Raw genomic sequence first — 23930 nt, 5'->3', positions numbered from 1 at the left:
CGAGGAGCCGCCATGCCCCACCGCACCACCCACATGTCCCGGCGCGCCGTCACCAAGGCGGCCGCCGCCACGGGACTGGCCGTCCTGTTCGGAGCCGGGGCAGCCACCGGGCAGGCCCGGGCCGCCACCCGGCTCGGGCCGCGCACCCTGGACGTGTCCGTCAACTCCGCCGCGCTGGGCCGCAGCGCGGCGGTGCGGCTGATCCTGCCGTCGAATTTCGACACGCAGCCGACCCGGACGTACCCCGTGCTGTACCTGCTGCACGGCGCCCACGACGACTACACCTCCTGGACCCGGGAGACGGACATCGAGGCCTTCGCCGAGGGCCGGAACCTGATCGTCGCGATGCCGGACGCGGGCCCCACCGGAATTCCCACCGCCTGGCGGAACGGACCCGACTACGAGACCTTCCAGGTGCGGGAGGTGCCGGCCCTGCTCCGCAGCGCCTACCGGGCCTCCGGCGTACGGGCCGTGGCCGGGGTGTCCACCGGGGGGTACGGGGCCATGGCGCACGCGGCCCGGCACCCCGGCGCGTTCACCGCCGCGGCCTCCTACAGCGGCATCCTCGACACCACGGCGCCCGGTGTGCCGAACATCATGGACGCCATCGTGGCCCGCGAGAACCTGGCGGCCCACTCCCTGTGGGGCAACCCGATCCTGAACCTCCTGACCTGGCGCGACTTCAACCCGCGCGCCCGCGCGGAAGGGCTGCGCGGCACCGCCCTGTACGTCTCCAACGGCAGCGGACTGGCCGGCGGGAGCGGTGATCCGCTGCCGGCGGCGCTGGAGAGCGCGCTGTGGCCCTCCGCGCACAGTTTCACGGACACGCTCGCGCGCCACCGCGTCCCGGTCACCACGCACTTCTATCCGGGAGGAGGACACAGCTGGGCCTACTGGAAGGGGGAGTTCGCCGCCTCGTGGCCGATGCTCGCCCGTGCGCTGGGTCTGCCCGAGTGAGGCCGGAGCCGGCGGGGCACGGAACGGAGCGCAGGGATCGTCCGTCCAACACGGGACGTCCCACTCGCCCCATGGGAAACAGCCCGTGGGTGAGCCGCTTCCGGGTGAAAGGAGTGTCCGTCGTGGCCGTTCCCGTCCCGCACGGCGTGCCGACCGGTCCCACAGCCCCGCCGGTGCCGCCCGATCTCGCCCAACTGCTGCGTGCCCAGCTGGAATCCGTCGCCGACGAGGTGGAGGAGGAGGTGCGCAGACAGGTGCCCGAGTACCTCCGCCTGTCCGACGGGGACGACCGGCGCAATCTCAGAGCCGGTGTGGTGCAGGCGTTGACGCTGTTCGTCGACCACATCGCCGACCCGCGCGGCCGGAGTGACGCGATCGCCGCCACGTACTACGAACTCGGGCGCGGCGAGGCCCTGGAGGGCCGCAGTCTGGACGCGCTGCAGTCGGCGCTGCGCGTCGGGGGGCTGCACGCCTGGCGGCTGATGGGCCGCACGGCGGAACAGCTCGGACTGGACTCCGCGACCGTGTCGGCGCTCGGCGAGCTCGCGTTCCAGACCGTGCACGAGGTCGCGGAGGCGGCCGCGGCCGGTTACGCGGAGGCCCGGTCGCACAGCACGGACGAGCTGGAACGGCGTCGCAGGCGCCTGCTCGACCTGTTGCTGGGCGAAGGGCCGGTGTCCCTGGAGACCGTGCAGGACCTCGCGCACGGCGCGCGGTGGCCGGTGCCCCGGCAGGTCGCGGTCGTGGCGCTCGCGGCCGGGCCCGACCAGCGCGAGGAGGAACGTCCGCTGGCCGCCGCCGGCGCGCTCGTGGACATGGAGTCGCGGCCGCCGCGCATGCTGTTGCCCGACCCGGACGGGTCCGGCCGCTTCGGCGGCCGGGCGTTCGCCCTCGCGCTGCGCGGACGACCGGCCGCGATCGGTCCGACGGTCGGCGTCACCGAGGCGGCGCGGTCGCTGCGCTGGGCCGGCCGGGCCCTCGCGCTGATGGGCCGCGGGATCCTTCCCCGGCAGGGCGTGGTGCGCTGCGCCGACCACCTGTCGACGCTGCTGCTGCACGGCGACGAGCCCCTGCTCGCCCACTTGCAGGCACGGGTCCTGGCCCCGCTCGACACGGTCTCGGCCGGGCAGCGCCCCCGGCTCGCCGAGACCCTGCTCGCCTGGCTGCTCAGCGGCAGCAACGTCCCCGACGTCGCCGCCCGGCTCCACATCCACCCGCAGACGGTCCGCTACCGCCTGAGGCAGTTGGAGAAGCTCTTCGGGGAGGCCCTGCACGAGCCGGACAGCCGCCTGGACCTCGTGCTGGCATTGCGCGCCGAGGCATTAGGGGTCCTTTCACTATGAGCGTCCGATCAGGTCGCGTGGTCTGGTGCCGTGCATCGCAAGGCGCCGGAGCGGCCGCGATGGGGGTCCCCCCGCGCGAGGTTGTTCGAGCGTGGGGGAGGAGCCACGTGGGCGTTTCGGCAACGCGGCGAGGTGCGGTGCCAGGCCGCGCGACCCGGACGGGCATAGTGAAAGGACCCCTTACGGGAGCAGGCGCCCGACAGCCGGTGAGATACCCGTCGGGAACCATGCTCACGAGAGCTCAAAAAGGCGCGACAATTCCATAATCCTCTGCATAACACTCCGTTGGGGAAAGCGAATACGTTCGGGGCGTTCCACTTCCCAGGCGCATCCCGCGCCCCGCACGCGGAGGATTCCCCATGCGTATCCGCTTGTGCCTCGCCGCGCTCTCATTGGCCGGCGGGGCAGGACTGGCGACTGTCTCGGCACCCACCGCAACAGCCGCCGCCTGCACGGACGTCGAGGTCGTATCGGCCCGAGGCACCTTCGAGCCGGGCACGCTCGGCTTCATCGTCGGCGACCCGGTGTATTCGGAACTCAAAAGGAAAATCACCGGCAAAACCCTGTCCAGCTACAGCGTGAACTATCCCGCGAACCTTTCCCTGACCTCGGCCGCGCAGGGCAACAGGGATCTCGTCAACCGCGTCACAAGCCAAGCGGCCGCATGTCCCAACCAGCGCTTCATTCTGGTGGGATATTCGCAGGGCGCGAATGTCGTCGACAACTCGATCGGCATCAGCAGCGCGGGTGCGGTGGTCGGCAGCCCCATCGTCGCCACGATCCCCGCCGCCCTCGAACCGAAGGTCTCCGCCGTGCTGCTGTTCGGCAACCCGATCCGGGCCATCGGCAAGAGCGTCACCGGCACCTACCAGAGCCGCACCTTCGACATCTGCGCAGAGGGCGACCCCGTCTGCGAGTCCGGAGGGGGCGACACCGGGGCCCACCTCAGCTACCGCGACGACGCCGACGAGGCGGCCACGTTCGCCGCCGGCAAGGTCTGAGCCGCACAAGCCGGTGGGCCCGGGAGGTGATCACCTCCCGGGCCCACTCTTGTCGTCCTGTCGGGCTCTATTCGGGCGAGCGCGCGAAGCGCGTGAGGTGGGTGGAGACGGGCTCGGGCAGTCCGCTGTTCTGTACGGGCGCCGCCGTCAGCACGTCGAGATGCTGGTAGCCCTCGGCGATCACCGGGTCCAGGTCGGCCGGTGCGCGGCCCGCCAGCAGCCCGTCGCCCGCGAGCACGGTGAGCGTCGGGTTGGCGGTGAGCCCTTCGGGGTGGACGACGAGCCGCTTCACCTGCGGCGAGGTCGCCAGCTGGATGTCGGTGACCAGCTTGGTCGGGAAGTACTGCTCGGTGAAGTCCAGCGGGTGTTCGACCATGCTGCGGGCGAGTTCCTGGATGTCGGTGACCTCCTTGGCGGCCGAGGTGAACGGCGTGCCGTCGGCGGACCGGTCTCCGGGGTCGTCGGGGTCGCCGACACGGTCGTAATTACGCCATCTGTACAGCGGGCCGTTCGGCTGGCCGGGGAGGGCCTTGTAGTCGGTGCCGAACAGGCCCGCCTGCTGGTCGCCGCCGTTGGCGACGGGGAAGTTCTTGTCGACGACCGGCCCGCCGTCGAAGAAGCCCACGCTGCTCTGCAGGAACGCGAGCGGTACGGAGTTGTCGTCCATCAGCGCCCCCAGCATCGCCGCGTTGGTGAGCCGGAAGTCCTCCACGGCGGGTGAGCCGGTGAGGAAGGTGGCGGTGTCCTCGGAGAACAGGAACCGGTTGGTGGCCTCGATGTTGACGTTCGACGGCAGGTAGCGGGGCAGGTCGGCCTCGCCGTCGGGGTCCCGGAGCGCACCCAGGCCGGCGATGGCGAGCACGGTCATGGTCTCGGGGTTGAGCAGCACCGGAGCGGACAAGGAGCGGGGCAGCACCCCGCTGTCCAGCCCGGCCTGCACGGCGCCGTGACCGAGGCCGACGTCGGGCAGGTTGGTGTCGTCCGGGATGCTGCCGCTGAGGTCGGCCAGCGAGGTGGAGACGGTGGTGTCGAGGGCGAAGTAGCCGGCGCACTGGTTGAAGCCGGCATCCGCGGTGGTGGTGCGGTCGCCGTCGAAGTCGGCGGCCGCGAAGTAGCCGGTGATCACGCCGCCCAGGGAGTGGCCGCCGCACAGCACCTTGTGCTTGCGCAGCGACGGGTCGGGCAGTTCGGCGGCGAGCAGGTCGTACTGGTCGCGGACGGTCTGCTCGATGCCGAGCTTCGCCATCCAGCCGAGCCGGGCGTTGCCGACGTACCCGCCGAAGGTCCGCCCTTCGACCTGCTTGCCCCGGTAGTAGTAGTCGACGGCCGCGTGCTGGTCGCCGGAGGCGATGCCGGTGCGGTCCTCCAGGCAGTTGGAGCGGCGGTCCAGTGCCCAGAACTCGATGTGGCTGCCCTGCTCGGCGGCCCGGGCCACGGTGTTGCGGGCGACGCTGTCGAACGCCCCGGCCCCTTCCAGGATGCCTGGCTGGGCCACGAGGATCCGGTCGGCGTCGGCCGAGGCGGCCGGTGCGGCGGAGGAGCGGTAGCGCAGGTACGACAGCCAGTCGCACGCCGCCGGACGGGCCCCCACGGACGCGGGCAGCGGCACCTTCACCCGCACCACCGACTCGGTCACCCCGGTGACCGGCGACGTCGACGCCACCGGCGTCTCGGTCCGCTCGGTGCGCGCCTGTGCGTCACTCGGGGTGGCGGCCGTGAGCACTCCCGCGATCAGCAGCACGGCCGCCGCGGCGCTCCGCCATGTTCTCTTTTCGCTGCGACTCAGGTTCATAGCCGGACGGTAGGACCGTGAGCACGGTGCGCTCAGGCGGTGCTCACGGGAACGCAGCGGCTTGCGTTTCCTTTGTCATCAGGTAACAGCAGTCAGCGGGACCCCCGGGTATGGAACGGGGGCCCCGCTGAGTGTTTTCGTCGTGTGCAGTTGCGTCAGTGCTTGAAGACGTCCTTCATCTTCTCCTTGGCCTGTCGGGCGTCGCCCTTCGACTGCCCGCCCCGGCCCTCGGCCTCCATCCGCTCATTGCCCGCGGTGCGGCCGATCGCCTCCTTGGCCTTTCCCTTGGCCTGTTCCTTCTTCGCCCTGGCCTTCTGGTCTCCGGCCACGTTCCATCACTCCAAGCCGCGCTTGACTGCGGGTAGGTTCTCCTGCCGGGTAGCCCTCACCGCTTCATCCAAACGCGGACCCGAATTCCGGCTTCTGCACGCGTCGGATCCGCCACACGTTGTCCTCACGGAAACCGTCGACTCCCTCGGGGGAGACGCATTCCCTGCGCATGGCGGACATGGTTTCCACGCTCCAGCTCTCCTCCGGCAGCCCGAGCGCGGAAAGAGTGCCCTCCAGCGTGGGGAATTCCATCTCGAAGGGTGCCTCGCTCCGCCACGACGGCCATCCGCCGTGCATGACGATCAGGAGCGTGCCTCCCTCAGCGACCGCCGTGGCGGCCTGCCGCAGGATTCCCTCCTGGTCGAGGCGTACCGGGGACTGCAGGAACTGGGCGTTGACCAGGTCGAAGGTGCCCTCGGGAAACGTCGTGCCCAGCTCGTGCCGTTCCCACGTCGTCCGGTCGGCCACCCCCGCCTCGGCGGCGTGCGAGGCGGCGCGTTCGAGGGCCGTGTGGGAGATGTCGATGCCGGTGACCTGCCAGCCGCGCGCCGCGAGCCACACCGCGTCGGCCCCCTCGCCGCAGCCGAGGTCCAGGGCGGTGCCCGGTGGGAGGTGGCTCGCCTCCCGTACGAGGAGCGGATTGGGGCGGCCGCTCCAGACTCGTTCGCTGTCCCGGTAGCGGGCTTCCCAGAACTCGGCGGGCTGGGTCGGAGGGATGTGAGGGTTCGGGTGCGTGTGCGTGTGCGTCATGGTGCCCAAGCCTGCGACGCGCCCGGCCAACAGGCAAAGAGTGTTGCCGGTACGGCAAAAACCTGGTTCCGCCGTGCCGGTTCGCTACTCCGACTCGGTACGGGCCACGGCCGTCCGCACGTCCGCCTCCACCTGTCGGCGCGCCCGGCCCTGCTCCTTCGCGAACTCCGCCACCGCGGAGCGGATGTCGCGGTCCAGATCACGCCAGGCCCGGAACGCGGTCTCGTAGGTGACGGTCTGCTTCCTGGACCACTTGTGCTCGGCGGGCGGCCCGTAGGCGCGGCTCAGGTCTTCGACCCGCTCGTGCGCCTGCTCCGCCGCGCGCTGCTTCTCCACGAGCTCTTCGAATGTGTGTCCCACTCAAGTGATCGTAGGCAGGATGCCGCCTTTCCGCGCGTCGAGCCGGGCGGGCCCGCTGGGCCCGCCCGGCCGTCCGTCCGTCCGTCCGTCCGTCCGTCTACACGGAACCGCGCCTGGTACGACGCAGCAGCACGAAGCCGCAGACGAGGAGCACCGCACCTGCCGCGGCCGGCCACAGCTGGCTGCCGGTCTCGGCCAGCGAGCCACCGGCCGTCTGGGGTTCGGTCTGTGCGCCGGCAGGGGACTGCGCGGCCGCGCCGATCGTCGGGGTGGTGGAGGCGGTGCCGTCCGTCCCACCCTCGACCAGGTCGTTCGACCAGGCCTCGGGGAGGGCGGTGGCGCTCCGGGCGGGGGTGGGCGTGGCGTAGACCTTGGGTTCGTCGTCGGCCGACGCGGTGGGTGAGGCGTCGGGCTTCGCCTGGCCGTTCCCGCCCTGCTCCTCGTTCTCACCGGCGGAGGGGGCGGGGGGCGCCGTCGGCTGCTCCTGCGGCTCCTCGGACGGCTGCTTGGTCGGCTGCTTGGTCGGCTGGTCCTGCGGCTCTTCGGATGGCTGGTCGCTCGGCTGGTCCTGCGGGTCCTCGCCGTTGCCGGGGTCTTCTCCGTTGCCGGGGTCCTGGTCCGAGCCGGGACCGCACTGGCGCCCGTCGTTGATGCAGTCGACCATGTTCCGCATGAGGTCTTCGTCGAAGACGTTGATGAAGTCGCCGTGGTCGGTGACGGGCTTGTGCAGCTGCTCGGGGAACGAGTCCACGGCGAAGAGCGGGGTCGTACGGCCGCCGTCCTGAAGGCTCGGCGCGTCCACGTCGTACACGATGCGCTGGACGAGCTGCGGGATGGCCTGGAACCCGGCGGGACAGGCGCCGTCGGCCTGCGCGAACGCCACGTGGGTGCGGTGGTTGGCGCTGTCGATGTTGCGTCCGTCCCAGCAGCTCTGGAACTTGAAGGTGCGGACCACGTCGCTGCCCTGCGGGCACAGCGGGTACCTGTCCTTCAGCTGCCGGTCCTCGAACCCGGTGCAGCTCCAGGACGCGTTGGCGTTGGCCGTTCCGTTGACGAACGCCTTGGCGTCGCCGGTGATGATGCGCAGGAGCCTCGGCATGGCCGTGACCTCGCCGCGCGGGCTGCCCACGAACGTGAGGGTGACCTGCCGGGGGGTGACGATCTCACCGGCGTTGCCCTCGATGCCGCCGCCCGGGGCGGCCGCGTCCTGCTCCTGCGTGCCGTTCTGCAGGCGCAGGACGGGCCAGAAGTACGACGACTTGTCGCCCTGGTCCTCGCAGCTCGTGTCGCCGTTCGCGAGGTCGTCGTCGCCGGCGAAGGCGTTGTTGGCCTGGTTGCCGACGTAGTCGTGGAAGTGGTGGGCTCCGTTGGAGACACCCGGGGCGACGATGACGTTGTCCGAGTTGAACAGGCCGTTCTCGTTCACGCCGCAGCTGGTGACGAAGGTGCCGCGCGAGGCGTCCGCCTCGGCGCCCGGGGCGGCCGCGGCGGGCTGGACGCTGGTGATGTCGGCGAAGTCGGCGGCGACGGGACCGTTGCCGGCCTGGCCGCCGTTGCCCGGCTGCTGGGCGCCGTCGCCCTGCTCCTGGCCGTCGCCCTGCTGGTCCTCGCCCTGTTGCTGCTCCTCGCCGCCGCTCTGGTCGCCGCTCTGCTCGTCGGTCTGCTTGTCGCTCTCACGCAGCGTGCAGTCGGCCATGGCGTCGAGTCCCTGCGGACGGTCCCCCGTACGGTCGATGGCGGCGGCTATCCGCTCGATCGTCGCCGCCCGGTCCTCCTTGAGGGGGTCCATGATCCCGCTGTCCGGCTGCGCGTTCCGTGCCGGGTCCTGGAGTTGCCGGTAGGCCTCGGCCACCTGCTGGTCCAGGAAGGCGAGTTCCTTGTCGACGTCGGCCCGCGCCTCGTCGGGCACGGTGGTCAACCGGGCGCCGACGTCCGGGCAGGAGACCGTCGCTGCTCCCAGGACCCGGGCCCCGCCGTACCCCTGGCCGTCCGAGCCGCCGCCGTCGGTCGCCGAGGCGTACACGTTGGCCGCCATCAGCCCACCACCGCCCAGCATCAGTGCCACGGCGGCAACGGTCGCACGTCGTGCGCCTGTTGGGCGTCTGCGCCTGTTGTGTCCCACGGAAGTACTCCTGCGCGTTTCGTCCGTACGGGCATGGAAATCCCCCGGCCCTATACGCAGGCGAAGCCTCCGGTGTTCAAGCGCCCCGGAAATTCACAGAAATCTCTTACGCGACGGTCATCAGCCCGCCGCGTTGTCGACGCGCAGCCGGACCTGTTCCTCCAGGCGGCGCAGGCTGCTGTCCAGGGCGTCGTGGACGGTCTGCCGGCCGGGGTCGTGGCTGTCGTCGAAGAACGACAGGTGCACGGTCACCTCGCTGGCCCCGCTGTCGAGCCCGGCGACCTGGAGCCAGCCGGCGTAGCTGCCCTGGTCGCGCGTTCCCCACTCCAGCCGCAGCTGGTCGCGACGGGACTGGAGCAGCGCCCGGGTGTCGTGGTCGGCGTGGTCCTCGTGCACGGTGACGGCGGGCGGTTCGTCGGCGTGCACGTGCAGGGCCTCGGGCAGCCAGGCGTCGAGCTGCTCGACCTGGGCGGCCTGGTCGAAGACGTGCTCCGGCTGGGCCGGCATCGTGCGGGAACGCTCGTACTCGGTCATCGGGACACCGTTTCTTCCTGCCTCGGATCCTGGTCGTACGACGGACCGCGTTCCCGGCCTGCCGGAGCTGAACCGGACGCTCCGCAGTGGGACGGCCGGCGTCGAATGAGCCCGCACCGGTCGGGAACCCGGGGAGCGCAGCGTGCATCCACCGCCGGCATCCACACCGCCGGCACCCACACCCCTGGAGAGGGACATGAGTCTTCTGCGTATGGTCGGCCGCCCGATGCTCGCTTCCATGTTCATCGCCGGCGGCCTGAACTCAGTGCGTGATCCCAAGTCGGTGGCCCCGGTGGCCGAGCCGGTCGTCCAGCCGCTCACCGAGCGCGTCGAGGCGCTGCCCGACCGCACCGAACAGGTCGTACGCCTCAGCGGTGCCGTCCAGGTGGCTGCGGGGGTTCTGCTCGGCATGGGCCGTGTCCCGCGGGTCGCGGCCCTGGCCATCGCCGGCACGCTCGTGCCCACGACGCTGGCCGGGCACCGCTTCTGGGAGGCCGAGGATCCCTCGGACCGCGCCCAGCAGCGCATCCACTTCCTGAAGAACCTCTCGATGCTCGGTGGGCTGCTCATCGCGGCGGACGACACCGCCGGGCATCCGTCGCTGTGGTGGCGCGGCCGCCACAGCGCTCATGACCTGCGCCGGGAGGCGCATCTGGTGCGCCGTTCGGTCCGTGCCACCGCCGGTCCCGCCGCGGCGGCCGGCCGCCTGCGGGCCAAGATGCCCGCCTGACCGGCCGCGGCCCTCGCCCCGCCGACCCTCACTCCGACGGGAATCGTCGCGTCTGGATGCCGGTACTCCGGGTAGTCGGACGGGTCACGACTTGGCATGCGCCGTCCGGGACCTCTCGGGCGGCGCCGATCCATCAGGGGGTTGGGAATGAGGCGCTTGGTGCACTGGCGCGGCCGTACCTCGCGGGAGGTGGCCGCGCGACGCGCACGCCACCTGCGCGCACAGCTCGGGGTGGCGGCGGACATCGCGATCGCCGCGCAGCGCAAGACCCTGGCGGCCCGGCTGGAGGCCGTCGGTGCCGACGGGGCGGGCGAACGGCTGCTGCGAGGCCGGGTGAACGTCGACGACGTGCTGGAGTACGCCCGCCAGCACTTCGCTCTCACCTCTGCCACCCGCGAACAGGCCGCCGCCGTGCTGCGCACACGGTACGAACTCCGGGGCGGGCACCGGGACCTGGACACCGACGCCTATTCCCGCGCCGCGGGGAGCTCGGCGGCAGCAGCGGCCGGCGAAGAAGCCGGAGAACGGGCGGGGTGAGCCCCGCGGACCATGTGCCGGGCGGGTCGTCGGGCCGCGCCCGGCACCAGTCCGGTCACCGGGTCACCGGGTCACGACGTGCCGCTCGTCCGGGACACAGTGGGTCATGGTCAGGCCCTCCACATCTCGCGGCGGGTTCTTGCCGAGGTTGGCCAGGCGCTCCCGGTCCTCGTCGGTCAGGTCCTGGGAGGCCAGCGGCTCCAGGTGCGAGACGTCGTCGGGGCTGATGCCCAGGGCGTCACCGACCCGCAGACCGAGGTCGTTCTCCACCAGCAGGAAGTGCCAGACCATGCGTTCCTGCACCGGCCGGTCGCACTGGGCGAGGAGGTCGGTGAAGTTCTTGACCAGATCGTCGCGTTCCCAGTCCTCCAGCAGCAGGTAGCGCTGGCCGGCCTGCAGATAGTCGTTGGTGCGGGGGATGCGCTTGCGGGTGAGCCGCCCGTTGATCTCCGGTCCCTGCTCGTCGTGCCTGGGGTACTCGGCCTCGCGCAGACCGCCCCGGATCGAGGGCTCGTAGTTGACGTCGGCGTTCTCGCCGGCGCCGTCGACGTGATACGTCATCGCGCCGTCGCGCTGGTTGGTGCGCACGTCGGCGTTCTTCGCGTGGTTCACCGGCAGCTGCAGGTAGTTGGGGCCGACGCGGTGGCGCTGGGTGTCGCTGTAGGAGAAGGTGCGGCCGACGAGCATCTTGTCGTCGGAGAAGTCCAGACCGTCGACGAGGACGCCGGTGCCGAAGGAGATCTGCTCGTTCTCGGCGAAGAAGTTCACCGGCATCCGGTCGAGCACCATCCTGCCGACCGGCTTGGGCGGGAACTCCTGCTCGGGCCAGGTCTTGGTGTCGTCCAGCGGGTCGAAGTCCAGCTCCGGATGGTCGTGGTCGTCCATCATCTGGACGAGGAGCTCCCACTCCGGGAAGTCGCCGCGCCCCACGGCCTCGTACAGGTCCTTGGTGGCGTGGCCGAGTCCCTGCGCCTGGACGTTCGCGGCGTCCTCCTCGGTCATGCTGCGCACACCCTGCTTGGGCATCCAGTGGTACTTGACCAGGACGGTCCGCCCCTCCTCGTTGACCCACTTGTAGGTGTTGACGCCGAAGCCCTGCATGTGGCGGTAGTCCGCCGGGATGCCACGCGGGCTGAACAGGTTGACCAGCATGTGCATGGCCTCGGGCGTCTGCGACATGAAGTCGAAGATGCGCCGGGGCTGCTGTTCGAAGGTCACGGGGTCGGGTTTGAGGGCGTGGATGACGTCCGGGAACTTGATCGCGTCCCGGATGAAGAAGACGCCGAGGTTGTTGCCGACCAGGTCCCAGTTGCCGTCCTCCGTGTAGAACTTCACCGCGAAGCCGCGTGGATCGCGAGCGGCCTCGGAGGAGTCGCGGCCTCCGATGACGGTGGAGAAACGGACGGCCAGGTCGGTCCGCTTGCCGCGTTCCTGGAAGAGTTTGGCCCGGGTGAAGCGGCTGATCGGCTCGTCGCCCCAGGCGCCGTAGGCCTCGAAGTAGCCGTACGCCGTCACGCCCCGGGCGTGGACGACCCGCTCCGGGATCCGCTCCCGGTCGAAGTGGCTGATCTTCTCCAGGAACTGGTAGTTCTCCAGGGTGGCCGGGCCGCGCGCGCCGACCGTGCGCTGGTTCTGGTTGTCGTAGACGGGGTGGCCCTGTCGGTTGGTGAGCACCTTCCGGTCGTCGTCCGGACCGGGCCCCATGCTCGACACGTCCGTCATGTTCGTGGGCTCCTTCGACTCGTGGCTGCTGTGACGCGTGGACCGGGCCGCGGGGCAGCCGCCGCTGACCGGGCCACAGCCGTGCGGGCGGCCGGGTACCCGGCCCTTCTGGTCCGTCACACCGGCCGGTGTTTCTTCTGCGGTGCGGTTGCCCGTGCGCGCGGGTGCGCCACGTGTGCCGGTGAGCGGACCGGGCACTCGGGCGCCATGACCACTGACGACCGACGCTACGACGATCAGGACGAGGCGCCCCTGGCGGGCTATGCCACGCTGACCACGGCGTTCACCGCGGGTGCGGTGCTGTTCTCCGTGGCGGCACGGCGTCGTGGCGTACAGCTGCCGGACCGTGTTCCGCCCTGGGACGTCGCGCTGCTCGGCACCGCGACGTTCAAGGCGTCCAGGCTGCTGTCCAAGGACCGGATCACCAGCTTCGTGCGGGCGCCCTTCACCCGCCGCGAAGAGGAGGGGGCGGGCGGTGAGGTGAACGACGCACCCCGCGGCAAAGGTGTCCGCCGAGCCGTCGGAGAGCTGGTGACCTGCCCGTTCTGCACCGCCGCATGGGTGGCCGGAGGCCTGGTCGCCTGCTACTCCGCCGCTCCGCGGGCCGCCCGTCTGGTCTGTGCGGGGCTGAGTGCCGTGACGGTGGCGGACTGGCTGCAGCACGCGTGGACCTGGACCGAGGAGAAGACCGAGGGCTGAGCGGGGCACCTCGTCAGATGCCGTGGCCCTGCGCCGTGAGCCAGCGGTGGACGGCTTCCTTGTCCGCGGGGGTGATCCGGACGGGGCCCTCCACGTGCGGGCCCTCGTCCTCGTTGAAGCCCGTGTCGGTGACCCGGGCGGTGACCCAGTGGGCCAGGTCCTGCGCGGACCGGTCCGACAGCGAGCCCCGCTCCCAGCCCCGGCGGGCCTCGCGGGCCGCGGCGTCGTCGTGCCGCTCGGTCTCCTCCAGCCAGGCCGGCACCAGTCGCTCGACGATCCGGCGCTCCTCGGGCGAGGTCTGCTGGGGTGTGTCCTTGCTCTTCATGAGGGCCGGGTTCCCGCAAACGCGGAAGTGTGACGCGCGCACGTCGGCGTATGACGTTCGTGTCGACGGCGACGCGCCGGGTACCCGGGCCTGAGCCGTCGACCAGGAAAGGGGGCAGCGATGACGCGGCATGCGGAGGACGACGCTGTGGATCAGCGAGCAGGCGTCGCGGAGCTGCGTCTGGCATCGGGAGATCCGGAGCTCGTACCGCAGAACGGGGCGCTCGGCCAGGACCTGCCCCTGGACCGCAATCAGGCGATCCTGCAGGCCGCCAAGCAGGTGGGCTCGATCCTGAAGCGGAAGGGGCACGCGTTCGCCCTCGCGGGCAGCGTCGCGGTGTACGCGCACGGAAGCGCCCAGAACCTGCAGCACGACGTCGACTTCTGCTTCCGTCCCGAGGACGCGGACGCCGTCGCCGATACCCTGCGCGAAGCCGGGCTGCCGGTGTACGTGCCGCCGGAGGACTGGCTGCTGAAGTCCAGTTGCCTGGGACAGCAGGTCGACCTGATCTTCGAGCTGGCGCACCAGCCGGTCACCACGGAACTGCTGGAGCGGGCGCAGGAGTTGTCGGTCGACTCGGTGTTCATGCCGGTGCTGTCGCCGACCGACCTGGTGCACAGCCTGGTGGCCGCCTTCTCCGAGCACCACTGCGACTTCGGTGCGGTGCTCCCGATCGCGCGCACGCTGCGGGAGAGGGTGGACTGGGAGGCGGTGCGCCACGCCTGTGGGGACGATCCGATGCCCGACGCGTTCTTCTACTTCCTGGAGCGACTGGAGGTCATCGGTCCGAGGCCGAAGGAGGAACGGCGATGAGCGAGACCGGCGCGGGGCAGGCCCACGGGGCCGGCCACGCCCCTGCCGCGGAGAACGTCGAGTACCGCGTCGCCCACCTGCGCGACCGGCTGGCCGCGGAGGAGCTCGGTGAGCTGGGCGTACGGATCGAGGTGCGGGCCGGATCGGTCGTGGTGACCGGTACGGTGCCCTCCGCGCAGTGCCGTGAGACGGTGCTGCGGACCGTCCACGAGGAGCTGGCCGGGCTCGCCGTGCACACGGACGTCGTGGTGGCGGAGACCGCCTCCCCCGACCATGCGGAGGACCTGCCATGATCCGCGTCGCCGCCGTGGGGGACATCCACATGGGCCCCGAGAGCCAGGGCCTGCTGCGCCCCGCCTTCGACACCCTGGACGAGTGTGCCGACCTGCTGCTGCTGGCGGGCGACCTGACCCGGCACGGTACGCCCGAGGAGGCCCGGGTGGTGGCCCAGGAGGTACGGGGGCTGCCGGTGCCGGTGGTCGCGGTGCTCGGCAACCACGACCATCACGACGAGCAGCCCGGGAAGGTCACCGCCATCCTCCGGGAGGCGGACGTCACGGTCCTGGAGGGCGAGGGCACGGTCGTCGAGTGCGGCGGCTCGCGCGTCGGTGTCGCCGGTACGAAGGGATTCGGCGGTGGTTTCGTCGGACGCAGCGCCGGCGAGTTCGGCGAGCCGCTGATGAAGGAGTTCGTGCGGTACACGCGGCGCTGCGCGGACTCGTTGCACACCGCGCTCAAGGAGCTGGAGGAAGAGGGCTGCGAGCTGCGGGTGGCGCTGACCCACTTCTCCCCCGTCGCCGACACCCTCGCCGGCGAGCCGCCCGAGATCTACCCGTTCCTCGGCAGCTACCTGCTGGCGGAGGCGATCGACACGGCCGGTGCCGACCTCTCCGTCCACGGCCACGCCCACGCGGGCACCGAGCACGGGATGACGGCCGGTGGCGTGCGGGTGCGGAACGTGGCCCAGCCGGTGATCCGGCGGGCGTTCAACGTGTACCAGCTGCACACCGGCTGAGCTCCCGCATTCACAGCGCGGCGGCCGCGTGGTCCTGCCACGCCTGGTCTCGCACCTCCGGGCTGAGCAGCACCTCGACCGCCGTGCACGCCAGTGCCTCCGCCGACGCCAGCATCGCCGCCCGGCCGCGGTCGGACGCCGCGGCGGCGGCGAACTCGGGGGTGTGGTCGGAGCCGTCCGGATCCATGATCGCCACGAAGGGATGGATGGCGGGGACGCGCCCGCTGACGTTGCCGATGTCCGAGGAGCCCAGGTACACGCCCGGCTCGGGGGCCGTGATGCCGATGCCCGCGCCGGCCAGGTGCCGGGCGAACCGTGCGGAGAGCACCCCGCTGTCGCGGAAGTGCTCGTAGCGCGGTGTGGCGCGTTCGACGGTGACCGTCGTTCCCGTCGCCCGCGCCACGCCCTGCGCGCAGGTCAGAAGCTCTCCCGCGAGGTCCTCCAGGGCGGCGGTCGTCGCGGCGCGCAGCCCGAACAGGCCCTCCGCGTACTCGGGGACTATGTTCGTCGCCCGGCCGCCGTGGGTGACGATGCCCTGGACGTGGGAGCCCTCGGGCAGCCGCCGCCCGACCACGGCGAGGGTGTTGAACAGCTGGATCAGCGCGGCGAGCGCGTCGATGCCCTCGGTGGGGTTGCCGGTCGGGTGTGCGGCGCGGCCGTGGAAGGCGACCCGGTACTGGGCCTGCGCGGTCAGCGGCGCCCACCGCCAGTTGTACACGCCGGGATGGAACATCAGTGCGGCGTCGACGTCGTCGAACAGCCCTGCCTCGACCTCGGTGACCTTGCCGCCGCCGCCCTCCTCGGCGGGCGTGCCCACGGCCTGGACGGTTCCCGCGTCGGTGGGCAGGACGGCCCGCGCCGCCAGCGCGGCACCCAGGCCGGCCGCGGCGATCAGGTTGTGGCCGCACGCGTGCCCGAGGCCGGGCAGGGCGTCGTACTCCAGGAGGAGGGCCACCGCGGGCCGGGGCCGCGCGCCCCACCGTGCGGAGAAGGCGGTGGGCAGTCCGGCGACGCCCCTCTCGACGGTGAAGCCCTCCCACGCGAGTTCGCCGCAGAGCAGTGCCGCCGCCCGGTGCTCCTCGAAGGCGTACTCGGGCTCGGTGTGCAGGGTGAGCGCGATGTCCCACAGCCGCTCGGCCCTCGCGGCCACTTCCCCGCGTACTCGCGCGAGCACCTCGTCCAGAGCGTCGGTCACGTCGGCCTCCCGGGGGGCGTCACAGGCGTGTGTCCCGGTGCGGGTTCCTTCGATGTGCCCCGCCCACACCCCTCCGGCCGGGCTTTGGCCGGGCGTAGGGCGGGCCGCGCGGGGCACTCGGGGGCCGTGGCGGGTCCGCCCCGGGCCGCCACCCCCTGGCTGGAGGTGGAGAGCATGGGACACGGAGGAAACGTCATCGACGAGCTGATGGCCGATCACCGGGAGGTCGAGGACTTCTTCGGCCGCATCGAGGCCCTGCCGTCCGGTGACAAGGACCGCAAGGTGTACGCCGAGCAGGCCACGATGGAGCTGGTCCGGCACTCGGTGGCCGAGGAGGAGTACCTGTACCCGGCCGTGCGCGAGCATCTGGTGAACGGGAACGCCATGGCGGACCGGGAGATCGAGGACCACGCGAAGGCCGAGCAGATCATGAAGGATCTGGAGGGCTGCGCGGCGGAGGATCCCGAGTTCGACCGGCTCGTCGGCATGCTGATGAGCGAGATCCGCTCCCACATCGCCGACGAGGAGGAGAACCTCTTCCCGCAGCTGCGGGTGGCGTGCCCGCCGGAGGCACTCGACACCCTGGGCGACAAGGTCCGTACGGCCAAGAAGATGGCGCCGACCCGGCCGCACCCGTCCGCCCCGGACACGCCTCCGGCCAACAAGCTGCTGGCACCGGGTGCCGGACTGGTCGACCGGATGCGGGACGCGCTGACCGGCCGCGGCAAGCACGACTGACCGCTGGCGGCCTCAGGCGATGAGTGCCTGTCCCGGCTCGAGGCGTTCCACGAGCTGGGAGTGATGGAGTTCGGCCACGGGGGCCAGCAGGTCGGGGTGACGCAGGAGGACCGCCGCACGGCGGTCCTCCTCGTCGGGTGCGAGCAGGCGGCGGAACTCGGCCGCCGGCACCCCGTTCGTGTGGCCGCCCCCCGCGAGTGCGGCCACGGCCCTGACGGCCAGTTCCGGGTCGGTGAGCAGGCAGGCCGCCCAGCTCGCGACGACCTCGTCGACCCAGCTGCGCCAGGCGGCCTCGTCGGCGTCCCGGGCACCGGCCCCGTCCGCGCCCGTGACCCAGTCGAGCCGGGCCGAACCACCGGGTCCGGCCATGCCGACCAGTGCGGCGTCCATCAGCGTCGGATATCTCAGCCAGGCCGCCACGGTCACGGCCTGGCGCGCCTGCACCTCGCACAGGGCGGAGGCCAGCGCGCCGCCGCCCGAGGGATAGGCGCAGGTCAGCCACTGGGAGGTCGCCGCTATGACCGGGGAGAGATCTGCTTGCACTGCCGGGCCGCCCGATGCTGGTGATGAGAGGGGGGACTGCGCGAAACGGTAGCCCGCCGGTCCCGCCGTACGACATGGCCCGGGCCTCCCCGGTGACGTGGCTTCGGCCACATCGGCCGGGGAGGCCCGGGCTCTGTCGGGAACGGGGCGGGCGCGGTCAGGACGCGGTGCAGGATCCGAGCGCCGGGGCCGCGCCGTTGTTTCGGAACCCGGCATGGATCAGTGCGAAATAGTGCAACCTTTCAGCCAAGTCGGATGTCTCACCTGTTACCACTCACATCAACGTCTCGAGGGACATCATGAGACGAAGCAGAACAGCCTGGGCCGCAGCGGTACTCATGGGCGCGGCACTGACGGCGAGCACGATGCCGGCGGACGCCGCCCCGGCGGCCACGACATGCCCCACCGGCTGGGGCAGCCTCGCCAAGTCACGCGCCGCCGGCACGACGGCGCCGGTGAAGAACATCAGGACCGGAAGCCACCCCTGTTACGACCGGATGGTCATCGACGTCCCCGGCGGCGCCGGCGGCCTCGGCTACTGGGTGCGCTATGTCGACAGCCTCCGTCAGGACGGGTCGGGCCGTCCCGTCGCCGTCGCGGGCGGGGCCGTCCTCGAGGTACGGGTGGCAGCACCCGCCTACGATCCCGCGACCGGGGCCCCCACGTATCCCGGACGGGTGGCCCGTCCGCTGCCCGGCGTGAACCTCACGGGCTACCGCACCTTCCGGGACACCCGGTTCGCGGGCAGCTTCGAGGGCGAGACACAGATCGGGCTGGGGGTCCGCACCCGGCTGCCGTTCCGGGTACAGCACCTCGCCGACCGGGTCGTGGTGGACGTCGCCCACAACTGGACCGGCAGCCGCTGACCCGCCCGCCCCCTCGGAGAGTACGAGGTCACTTTCGCCTGCCCAGGTGCGGTCCGGGCCCGTCATGGCGCATTCTTGCAGTGTCGCCCGCGTGACTGGCGCACGGACGAGGTAGGGCCGATGACTGGGAGCTCCCAGGACGCACAGCCGAAGCCCGGACGGCTGGCGGCGCTGCTGATCGACGCCTCGACGGAGGCGATCAGCGCGGCCGGCGGCCATGCGGGAGGCGTCTATCTGCGCTCCTCCACGCCCGGACTGCTGCGCCTGGCAGTGCTCACGGGGCTGCCCGGCCCGCTGTTCCGTCCCTGGTGGCGGCTGCACATGGACAGTCCGTTCCCCGTCGCGGACGCCCATCGGCTGGGCGTCCACGTGGTCCTGCCGAACGCCACCGAGACGATGCGCCGATACCCCCAGTTCTCGGCCGGCCTGCCGTTCCAGTTCGGCTCCCTCTACGCGCCGGTCATGGCCGGATCCCACGCGTACGGCGTCCTCACCGTGCTGCGCCCCTCCGTCCCGGACGCCGCCGAGCTGCTGCCCGAGTGCGACCGCCTGGTCCGGCTGGCCCTGGATCTGGGCGCGGCTCTGCGGAGCCTGGACGAGGACGAGGCGGCCCCGCTCCGCTGGGACCAGGAGCCGCTGTGCGCGCGGACGCCGGCCCGGCGTCCGCCGCTCGCACGCATCGGGCGTTTCCTGTGGACGCCGCAGACGGGCCTCGTGACCGGGGACACGGACCTGCATGTGCTGCTGGGCGTACCGCCGACGGAGTTCGCCGGGACCCCGCAGGCGTTCGCGGACGCCGTGGCCCCCTCCGAGGCGAACCGCATCCTGCTCGCGTTGCGGGACACGGCCGTCGGCAGACCTCCGATCCTGCCGCTGTACCTGCGGGCCGCGGACGGCGGACTGCGGCTGATGGACCTGTGGAGCCCGTACAAGGCGACCGGCCGGCCCCCGCACGACGCGACCACCCCGGCCGCCGTACCGCCGCAGGCGCGTCCGGTGCGGGGCATCGTGCTCGACCCGGGTCTCGGCGCCACCGCCGACGCGGCGGCCGACCTGCTGCCGGACGGTGTGTTCTGCATGGACCGGGAGGGCCTGGTCGTCTACGCCAACCCGCGCGCCGCACAGCTGCTGCACCGGCCGCGGGCCGAGCTGCTGGGCCGGGCCCTGTGCGACGCCGTGCCGTGGATCGGCCTGCCGGACGTCGAGGACCATCTGCGCGGGGCCCTGCTGTCGCCGGACCCGGTGCACTTCCACGTCGAGCGACCCCCCGCGGACACCGCCGAGTCCGCGCCGCGGCCCTCCGAGGGAGACTGGCTCGCCTTCTCCGTGTATCCCGGCCCGGACCGCCTGACCTGCACGATCCGGCCGGCGAGCCGGGTGGCGGACACCGCCCCGGCCGCCCTCACCACCGAGGACGGTCTCGCCCCGCCGGCGCCCGTGTACCGCCCCATCGTCCTCGCGATCGCGCTGACGGAGGCGGTCACCGCCCGCCAGGTGTCCGCCGTGGTGATGCGGGAGCTGCTGCCCGCGTTCGGCGGCCGCCGGCTCGCCATCTACCTTCTCCAGGAACGGCACCTGTATCTGGCCTGGGAGAGCGGCTTCCCCTCCGGGTTCCTCGCCCCGTTCGACGGGGTGGCGCTCGACGCGCGGCTGCCCGGCGTCGAGACGCTCACCACCGGCCGTCCGCTCTTCTTCGACTCCATGCAACAGCTGGCCGCCGCCTACCCCGGCATCCAGCTGGACGCCGAGGAGGGCGCCCGCGCCTTCCTGCCGCTGATCGCCTCCGGCCGCCCGGTCGGCTCCTGCATCCTGGGCTTCGACCGGTCCCGCAGCTTCAGCACCGAGGAACGTACGGTCCTCACCGCGCTCGCCGGGCTCATCGCCCACGCCATGGACAAGGCTCAGCGATACGAGACCGAGGCCGCCCTCGCCCGCGGACTCCAGCAGGCCCTCCTGCCCCGGCGGCTGTCCTCACACCCGCAGGTGGAGACGGCGGGGCGCTATCTGCCCGGCACCCAGGGCATGGAGGTGGGCGGGGACTGGTACGACGTCGTGGAGTCCGGCGACGGCCTCGCGCTGGTCATCGGGGACGTGCAGGGGCACGGGGTGCAGGCGGCGGCGACCATGGGGCAACTGCGCAGCGCCGTACGGGCGTTCGCGCTCGGCGACCGGCCGCCCGACGAGGTCATGAGCGGCACCAACCACCTCCTCATCGACCTCGACCCCGGGCTGTTCGCGAGCTGCTGCTACATCCGCCTGGACCCCGCCACCGGCATGGCCCGGGCGGCCCGTGCCGGGCACCCGCCCCCTCTGCTGCGCCGCCCGGACGGCCGCACCCACGTCCTGGACCTGCCCGGCGGGGTGGTGCTCGGCGTGGACCCGCGCGCCCGCTACCCGGTGACGGAGCTGCATATGGACCCCGGAGCCATCCTCGCCCTGTACACCGACGGGCTGGTCGAGAAGCCCGGCGGCGACATCGACGACGGCATCAGCTCCCTGCGCGTGGCCCTGGCCAGGTTCGGCGCCCCCGCCGTCCGTCCGGGCGGCCGCGCGCTGGCGGGCGTGGCCGACCGCCTCACCACGACGGCCCGCCACGCCGTCGACCGTCCCGACGACATCGCCCTCCTGCTCGCCGCACGCCGTCCCGCGCGGTGAAACCGACAGGTGCCCGGGGCCGGCCACACCCCCCAAGAGTCGGGAGTTGGGGCTGTCATGACCTGGGGCCCCCTCGCCTCCTGTGGGCCCGGCAGTGTAGACATGGGCACATGGTCCGGCCCTTGGGTCGATCCGGGGCGTCGACCCGTCGCCCCAGCGGTCCGAACCCTTCACCCGCGCCCGACCGCGCTCCCGGAGCGCCCGACGGGCATCCGCGGCGAACCCGGCGACAGCCGGGCGGTCCGCCTCCCCGGCGGGAACACGGCGGGGGCCGGCCGGGGCTGCCGTCGGCTCTCGGCGGGCGCAGCGTCGCCGGACAGGTGTTCGTCCTGCAAGTGGTGATCGTGCTGCTGCTGGTCGTGGCCGCGGTGGTGGCCCTGGTGCTCCAGGTACGACACGACAGCACCAAGGAGGCCCGCAACCGTTCGGTCGCCGTCGCCGAGGCGTTCGCCAATGCGCCGGGTACCCGCGAGGCGCTGCGCTCCCCCGACCCGTCGGCGGTGCTCCAGCCGCGCGCCGAGGCGGCCCGCAAGGCGACCAAGGTGGACTTCATCGTCGTCATGAACACCGACGGCGTCCGCTACAGCCATCCCAAGCCGGACCGCATCGGCAAGAAGTTCGTCGGGACGATCGCCCCGGCGCTGGCCGGGAAGACCGTGACCGAGGAGATCACCGGAACGATCGGCCCGCTGGTGCAGGCCGTCGTTCCCGTGAAGGCCGACGACGGCACGGTGGTCGGTCTGGTGTCGGCCGGGATCACGACCGAGAGCGTGGGCGGTGCCGCCGACCAGCAGCTTCCGCTGGTGCTGGTCGCCGCCGCGGCCGGGCTCGCCCTGGCCACGGCGGGCACGGCGCTGGTGAGCAGGCGGCTGCTGCGGCAGACGCACGGTCTGGGCCCGCACGAGATGACACGGATGTACGAGCACCATGACGCGGTGCTGCACTCGGTGCGGGAGGGCGTGCTCATCGTCGGCGACGAGGGCACGCTGCTCCTCGCCAACGACGAGGCGCAGCGACTGCTCGACCTGCCCGACGACGCCGAGGGCCGGCACGTGCTCAACCTCGGGCTCGCCCCCGACACGGCTGGTCTGCTGGCCTCCGGACGGGTCGCCACGGACGAGGTGCACCTGGTCAAGGACCGGCTGCTGGCGATCAACCAGCGGACCACGGACACCAAGGGCGGCCCGCCCGGCACCGTCGCCACCCTGCGCGACTCCACCGAGCTGCGCGCCCTGTCCGGCCGGGCCGAGGCGGCCCGTGAGCGCCTGAACATGCTGTACGACGCCGGAGTGGCCATCGGGACGAGCCTGGACGTGACCCGTACCGCCGAGGAACTGGCGGAGCTGGCCGTCCCCCGGTTCGCGGACTTCGTCACGGTGGACCTGTTCGACGCGGTACTGAGCGGCGGCCAGCCGCAGGTGACGACCGCGCTGAGCCGGACAGCCGTGAACGGGATCCGCAAGGACGCCCCGCTGTATCCGGTCGACGAGCGGATCCGGCTCGTCGACACCTCGCCCCAGGCGCGCGCCCTCGCCACGGGGCAGGCCGTCGTCGAGCCGCGGCTGAGCGAGGCCGCGGGCTGGCAGGCGCAGGACCTGGAGCGTTCCGCCCAGGTGGTGGCGTACGGCATCCACTCGCTGGTCGCCGTGCCGCTGCGCGCGGGCAGTCTGGTGCTGGGGGTGGTCAGCTTCTGGCGGTCCGAGAAGCCCGAGCCGTTCGACGTGGACGAGGTGGCCCTCGCCGAGGAACTGGTCGCCCGGGCCGCGGTCTCCATCGACAACGCGCGCCGCTACACGCGCGAGCACAACATGGCGGTGACGCTGCAGCGCAGCCTGCTGCCCCGCAACCTGCCCGAGCAGGACGCCCTGGAGATCGCCTACCGGTATCTGCCCGCGCAGGAGGGTGTCGGCGGTGACTGGTTCGACGTGCTGCCGCTGTCCGGTGCCCGCGTGGCGCTCGTGGTGGGTGACGTCGTCGGGCACGGGCTGCACGCCGCGGCCACCATGGGACGCCTGCGGACGGCGGTGCACAACTTCTCCGCCCTGGACCTTCCGCCGGACGAACTCCTCGCGCTCCTGGACGAGCTGGTCGGGCGCATCGACCAGGACGAGGCGGCGGAGGGCGCCAACGCCCCCGTCACCGGGGCGACCTGCCTGTACGCGATCTACGACCCGGTCTCCCGGCTGTGCACGATCGCCAGGGCAGGCCACCCACCGCCCGCCCTGATCCACCCCGACGGCAGCGTGGAGTTCCCGGAGGTGCCGGCCGGTCCCCCGCTCGGGCTCGGGGGCCTGCCCTTCGAGACGGCCGACCTCGAACTGGCCGAGGGCAGCCGCCTCGTGCTCTACACCGACGGGCTCGTCGAGGACCGGGAACGGGACATCGACGTGGGCCTGGAACTGCTGCGCACCGCGCTGGAGGGGGCCGGCCGGTCACCCGAGGAGACCTGCCGGGGTGTCCTCGACTCCCGGCTCACGGACCGGGCCGGCGACGACATCGCCCTGATCGTGGCGGGCACCCGGTCGCTGGCCGCCGACCGGATCGCCGAGTGGCAGGTGCCGGGCGACCCGGCGGCGGTCGGCGAGGTACGCGCCTCGGTCAGCCGTCAGCTGGCCCGGTGGGGGCTGGACGAGCTGACGTTCACGACCGAGCTGATCCTGAGCGAGCTCGTCACCAACGCGATCCGCTACGGCGGCGACCCCATCCATGTTCGCGTGCTGCACGACCGGACCCTGATCTGCGAGGTCTTCGACAGCAGCAGCACCTCGCCGCATCTGCGGTACGCGGCCATGACCGACGAGGGCGGCCGCGGCCTGTTCCTCGTCGCGCAGCTCTCCGAGCGCTGGGGCACCCGCTACACGCCCGAGGGCAAGGTCATCTGGGCCGAGCAGCCCCTCCCTTGA

Annotated in this window: 23 protein-coding genes; 13 read left to right on the top strand and 10 right to left on the bottom strand. The window is 72.2% G+C overall.

Annotated features, from left to right (window positions below):
- The first annotated feature begins 12 nt into the window (after positions 1-12).
- From KUM49_RS18670 to KUM49_RS18660, 3 genes are all read left to right on the top strand, one after another.
- The gene (locus KUM49_RS18670; RefSeq protein ID WP_217237982.1) at positions 13-957 is read left to right on the top strand and encodes an alpha/beta hydrolase family protein; all 945 of its coding nucleotides are present in this window, start codon (positions 13-15) and stop codon (positions 955-957) included.
- A gap of 122 nt (positions 958-1079) precedes the next feature.
- Positions 1080-2300: a helix-turn-helix domain-containing protein gene (locus tag KUM49_RS18665; protein ID WP_308406657.1), complete on the top strand. Its 1221-nt coding sequence runs from the start codon at positions 1080-1082 to the stop codon at positions 2298-2300.
- Positions 2301-2659: 359 nt separating this feature from the next.
- Positions 2660-3301, top strand: coding sequence for a cutinase family protein (locus tag KUM49_RS18660; RefSeq protein WP_217237980.1), 642 nt, complete (start codon positions 2660-2662; stop codon positions 3299-3301).
- Positions 3302-3368: 67 nt separating this feature from the next.
- Here KUM49_RS18660 and KUM49_RS18655 read toward each other — a convergent pair whose 3' ends face one another.
- The 6 genes from KUM49_RS18655 to KUM49_RS18630 form a co-directional block, all read right to left on the bottom strand.
- Positions 3369-5093 carry a hypothetical protein gene (locus tag KUM49_RS18655; protein ID WP_217237979.1) on the bottom strand — a complete coding sequence of 575 codons (1725 nt, stop codon included), beginning with the start codon at positions 5091-5093 and terminating at the stop codon, positions 3369-3371.
- A gap of 155 nt (positions 5094-5248) precedes the next feature.
- The gene (locus tag KUM49_RS18650; RefSeq protein ID WP_217237978.1) at positions 5249-5422 is read right to left on the bottom strand and encodes a CsbD family protein; all 174 of its coding nucleotides are present in this window, start codon (positions 5420-5422) and stop codon (positions 5249-5251) included.
- 64 nt (positions 5423-5486) lie between these two features.
- Positions 5487-6173 carry a bifunctional 2-polyprenyl-6-hydroxyphenol methylase/3-demethylubiquinol 3-O-methyltransferase UbiG gene (locus KUM49_RS18645; RefSeq protein WP_217237977.1) on the bottom strand — a complete coding sequence of 229 codons (687 nt, stop codon included), beginning with the start codon at positions 6171-6173 and terminating at the stop codon, positions 5487-5489.
- Between the two features lie 84 nt (positions 6174-6257).
- Positions 6258-6533, bottom strand: a complete 276-nt coding sequence (locus tag KUM49_RS18640; protein ID WP_217237976.1) for a hypothetical protein — start codon at positions 6531-6533, stop codon at positions 6258-6260.
- 97 nt (positions 6534-6630) lie between these two features.
- Positions 6631-8589: a DUF1996 domain-containing protein gene (locus tag KUM49_RS18635; protein WP_254401472.1), complete on the bottom strand. Its 1959-nt coding sequence runs from the start codon at positions 8587-8589 to the stop codon at positions 6631-6633.
- Between the two features lie 186 nt (positions 8590-8775).
- A complete protein-coding gene (locus KUM49_RS18630; RefSeq protein ID WP_217237975.1) occupies positions 8776-9189 on the bottom strand; it encodes an SRPBCC family protein in 414 nt (137 codons plus the stop codon).
- A 196-nt stretch (positions 9190-9385) separates the two neighbouring features.
- Between KUM49_RS18630 and KUM49_RS18625 the strand changes: the two genes are divergently transcribed.
- Positions 9386-9919, top strand: a complete 534-nt coding sequence (locus KUM49_RS18625; RefSeq protein ID WP_217237974.1) for a DoxX family protein — start codon at positions 9386-9388, stop codon at positions 9917-9919.
- 147 nt (positions 9920-10066) lie between these two features.
- Positions 10067-10456 carry a hypothetical protein gene (locus KUM49_RS18620; protein WP_217237973.1) on the top strand — a complete coding sequence of 130 codons (390 nt, stop codon included), beginning with the start codon at positions 10067-10069 and terminating at the stop codon, positions 10454-10456.
- A 63-nt stretch (positions 10457-10519) separates the two neighbouring features.
- Here KUM49_RS18620 and KUM49_RS18615 read toward each other — a convergent pair whose 3' ends face one another.
- Positions 10520-12178 (bottom strand): catalase, encoded by a 1659-nt coding sequence (locus KUM49_RS18615; protein WP_217237972.1) that lies wholly within the window; start codon positions 12176-12178, stop codon positions 10520-10522.
- Between the two features lie 207 nt (positions 12179-12385).
- Here KUM49_RS18615 and KUM49_RS18610 point away from each other — a divergent pair, with 207 nt between their 5' ends.
- The gene (locus tag KUM49_RS18610; RefSeq protein WP_217237971.1) at positions 12386-12877 is read left to right on the top strand and encodes a DUF1360 domain-containing protein; all 492 of its coding nucleotides are present in this window, start codon (positions 12386-12388) and stop codon (positions 12875-12877) included.
- Between the two features lie 13 nt (positions 12878-12890).
- Here KUM49_RS18610 and KUM49_RS18605 read toward each other — a convergent pair whose 3' ends face one another.
- A complete protein-coding gene (locus KUM49_RS18605; protein ID WP_217237970.1) occupies positions 12891-13202 on the bottom strand; it encodes a hypothetical protein in 312 nt (103 codons plus the stop codon).
- Positions 13203-13322: 120 nt separating this feature from the next.
- Here KUM49_RS18605 and KUM49_RS18600 point away from each other — a divergent pair, with 120 nt between their 5' ends.
- Genes KUM49_RS18600 through KUM49_RS18590 form a run of 3 tightly spaced genes read left to right on the top strand, consistent with a single transcriptional unit; the run spans position 13323 to position 15030 of the window.
- Positions 13323-14015: a nucleotidyltransferase family protein gene (locus KUM49_RS18600; RefSeq protein WP_217237969.1), complete on the top strand. Its 693-nt coding sequence runs from the start codon at positions 13323-13325 to the stop codon at positions 14013-14015.
- On the top strand, positions 14012-14308 hold the full coding sequence (locus KUM49_RS18595; RefSeq protein ID WP_217237968.1) for a BON domain-containing protein: 297 nt from the start codon (positions 14012-14014) through the stop codon (positions 14306-14308). The genes KUM49_RS18600 and KUM49_RS18595 overlap by 4 nt, the downstream gene beginning before the upstream one ends.
- Positions 14305-15030: a metallophosphoesterase gene (locus tag KUM49_RS18590; protein ID WP_217237967.1), complete on the top strand. Its 726-nt coding sequence runs from the start codon at positions 14305-14307 to the stop codon at positions 15028-15030. The genes KUM49_RS18595 and KUM49_RS18590 overlap by 4 nt, the downstream gene beginning before the upstream one ends.
- 10 nt (positions 15031-15040) lie before the next feature.
- On the opposite strand, the gene KUM49_RS18585 is transcribed toward KUM49_RS18590, so the two are convergent.
- Positions 15041-16225, bottom strand: a complete 1185-nt coding sequence (locus KUM49_RS18585) for an amidohydrolase (RefSeq protein WP_217237966.1) — start codon at positions 16223-16225, stop codon at positions 15041-15043.
- 174 nt (positions 16226-16399) lie between these two features.
- Here KUM49_RS18585 and KUM49_RS18580 point away from each other — a divergent pair, with 174 nt between their 5' ends.
- Entirely contained in the window at positions 16400-16963 is a 564-nt protein-coding gene (locus tag KUM49_RS18580; protein WP_217237965.1) for a hemerythrin domain-containing protein, read from the top strand.
- A 12-nt stretch (positions 16964-16975) separates the two neighbouring features.
- Here the strand turns inward: KUM49_RS18580 and KUM49_RS18575 are convergent, their stop codons facing one another.
- On the bottom strand, positions 16976-17506 hold the full coding sequence (locus KUM49_RS18575; RefSeq protein ID WP_217237964.1) for a hypothetical protein: 531 nt from the start codon (positions 17504-17506) through the stop codon (positions 16976-16978).
- A gap of 299 nt (positions 17507-17805) precedes the next feature.
- On the opposite strand from KUM49_RS18575, the gene KUM49_RS18570 reads away from it, so the two are divergent.
- The 3 genes from KUM49_RS18570 (at position 17806) to KUM49_RS18560 (ending at position 23930) form a co-directional block, all read left to right on the top strand.
- Complete coding sequence (locus KUM49_RS18570; protein WP_217237963.1) at positions 17806-18372, top strand: hypothetical protein; 567 nt, start codon at positions 17806-17808, stop codon at positions 18370-18372.
- A 120-nt stretch (positions 18373-18492) separates the two neighbouring features.
- On the top strand, positions 18493-21027 hold the full coding sequence (locus KUM49_RS18565) for a SpoIIE family protein phosphatase (protein WP_217237962.1): 2535 nt from the start codon (positions 18493-18495) through the stop codon (positions 21025-21027).
- A gap of 110 nt (positions 21028-21137) precedes the next feature.
- Positions 21138-23930: a SpoIIE family protein phosphatase/ATP-binding protein gene (locus KUM49_RS18560; protein ID WP_217237961.1), complete on the top strand. Its 2793-nt coding sequence runs from the start codon at positions 21138-21140 to the stop codon at positions 23928-23930.

Origin of the sequence: Streptomyces sp. AC555_RSS877, from assembly GCF_019049245.1 — a bacterium.
In the GTDB taxonomy this organism is placed as follows: domain Bacteria; phylum Actinomycetota; class Actinomycetes; order Streptomycetales; family Streptomycetaceae; genus Streptomyces.
The sequence above is the reverse complement of the archived record's forward strand: the minus strand, read 5'-3'. Positions and strand labels throughout refer to the sequence as shown.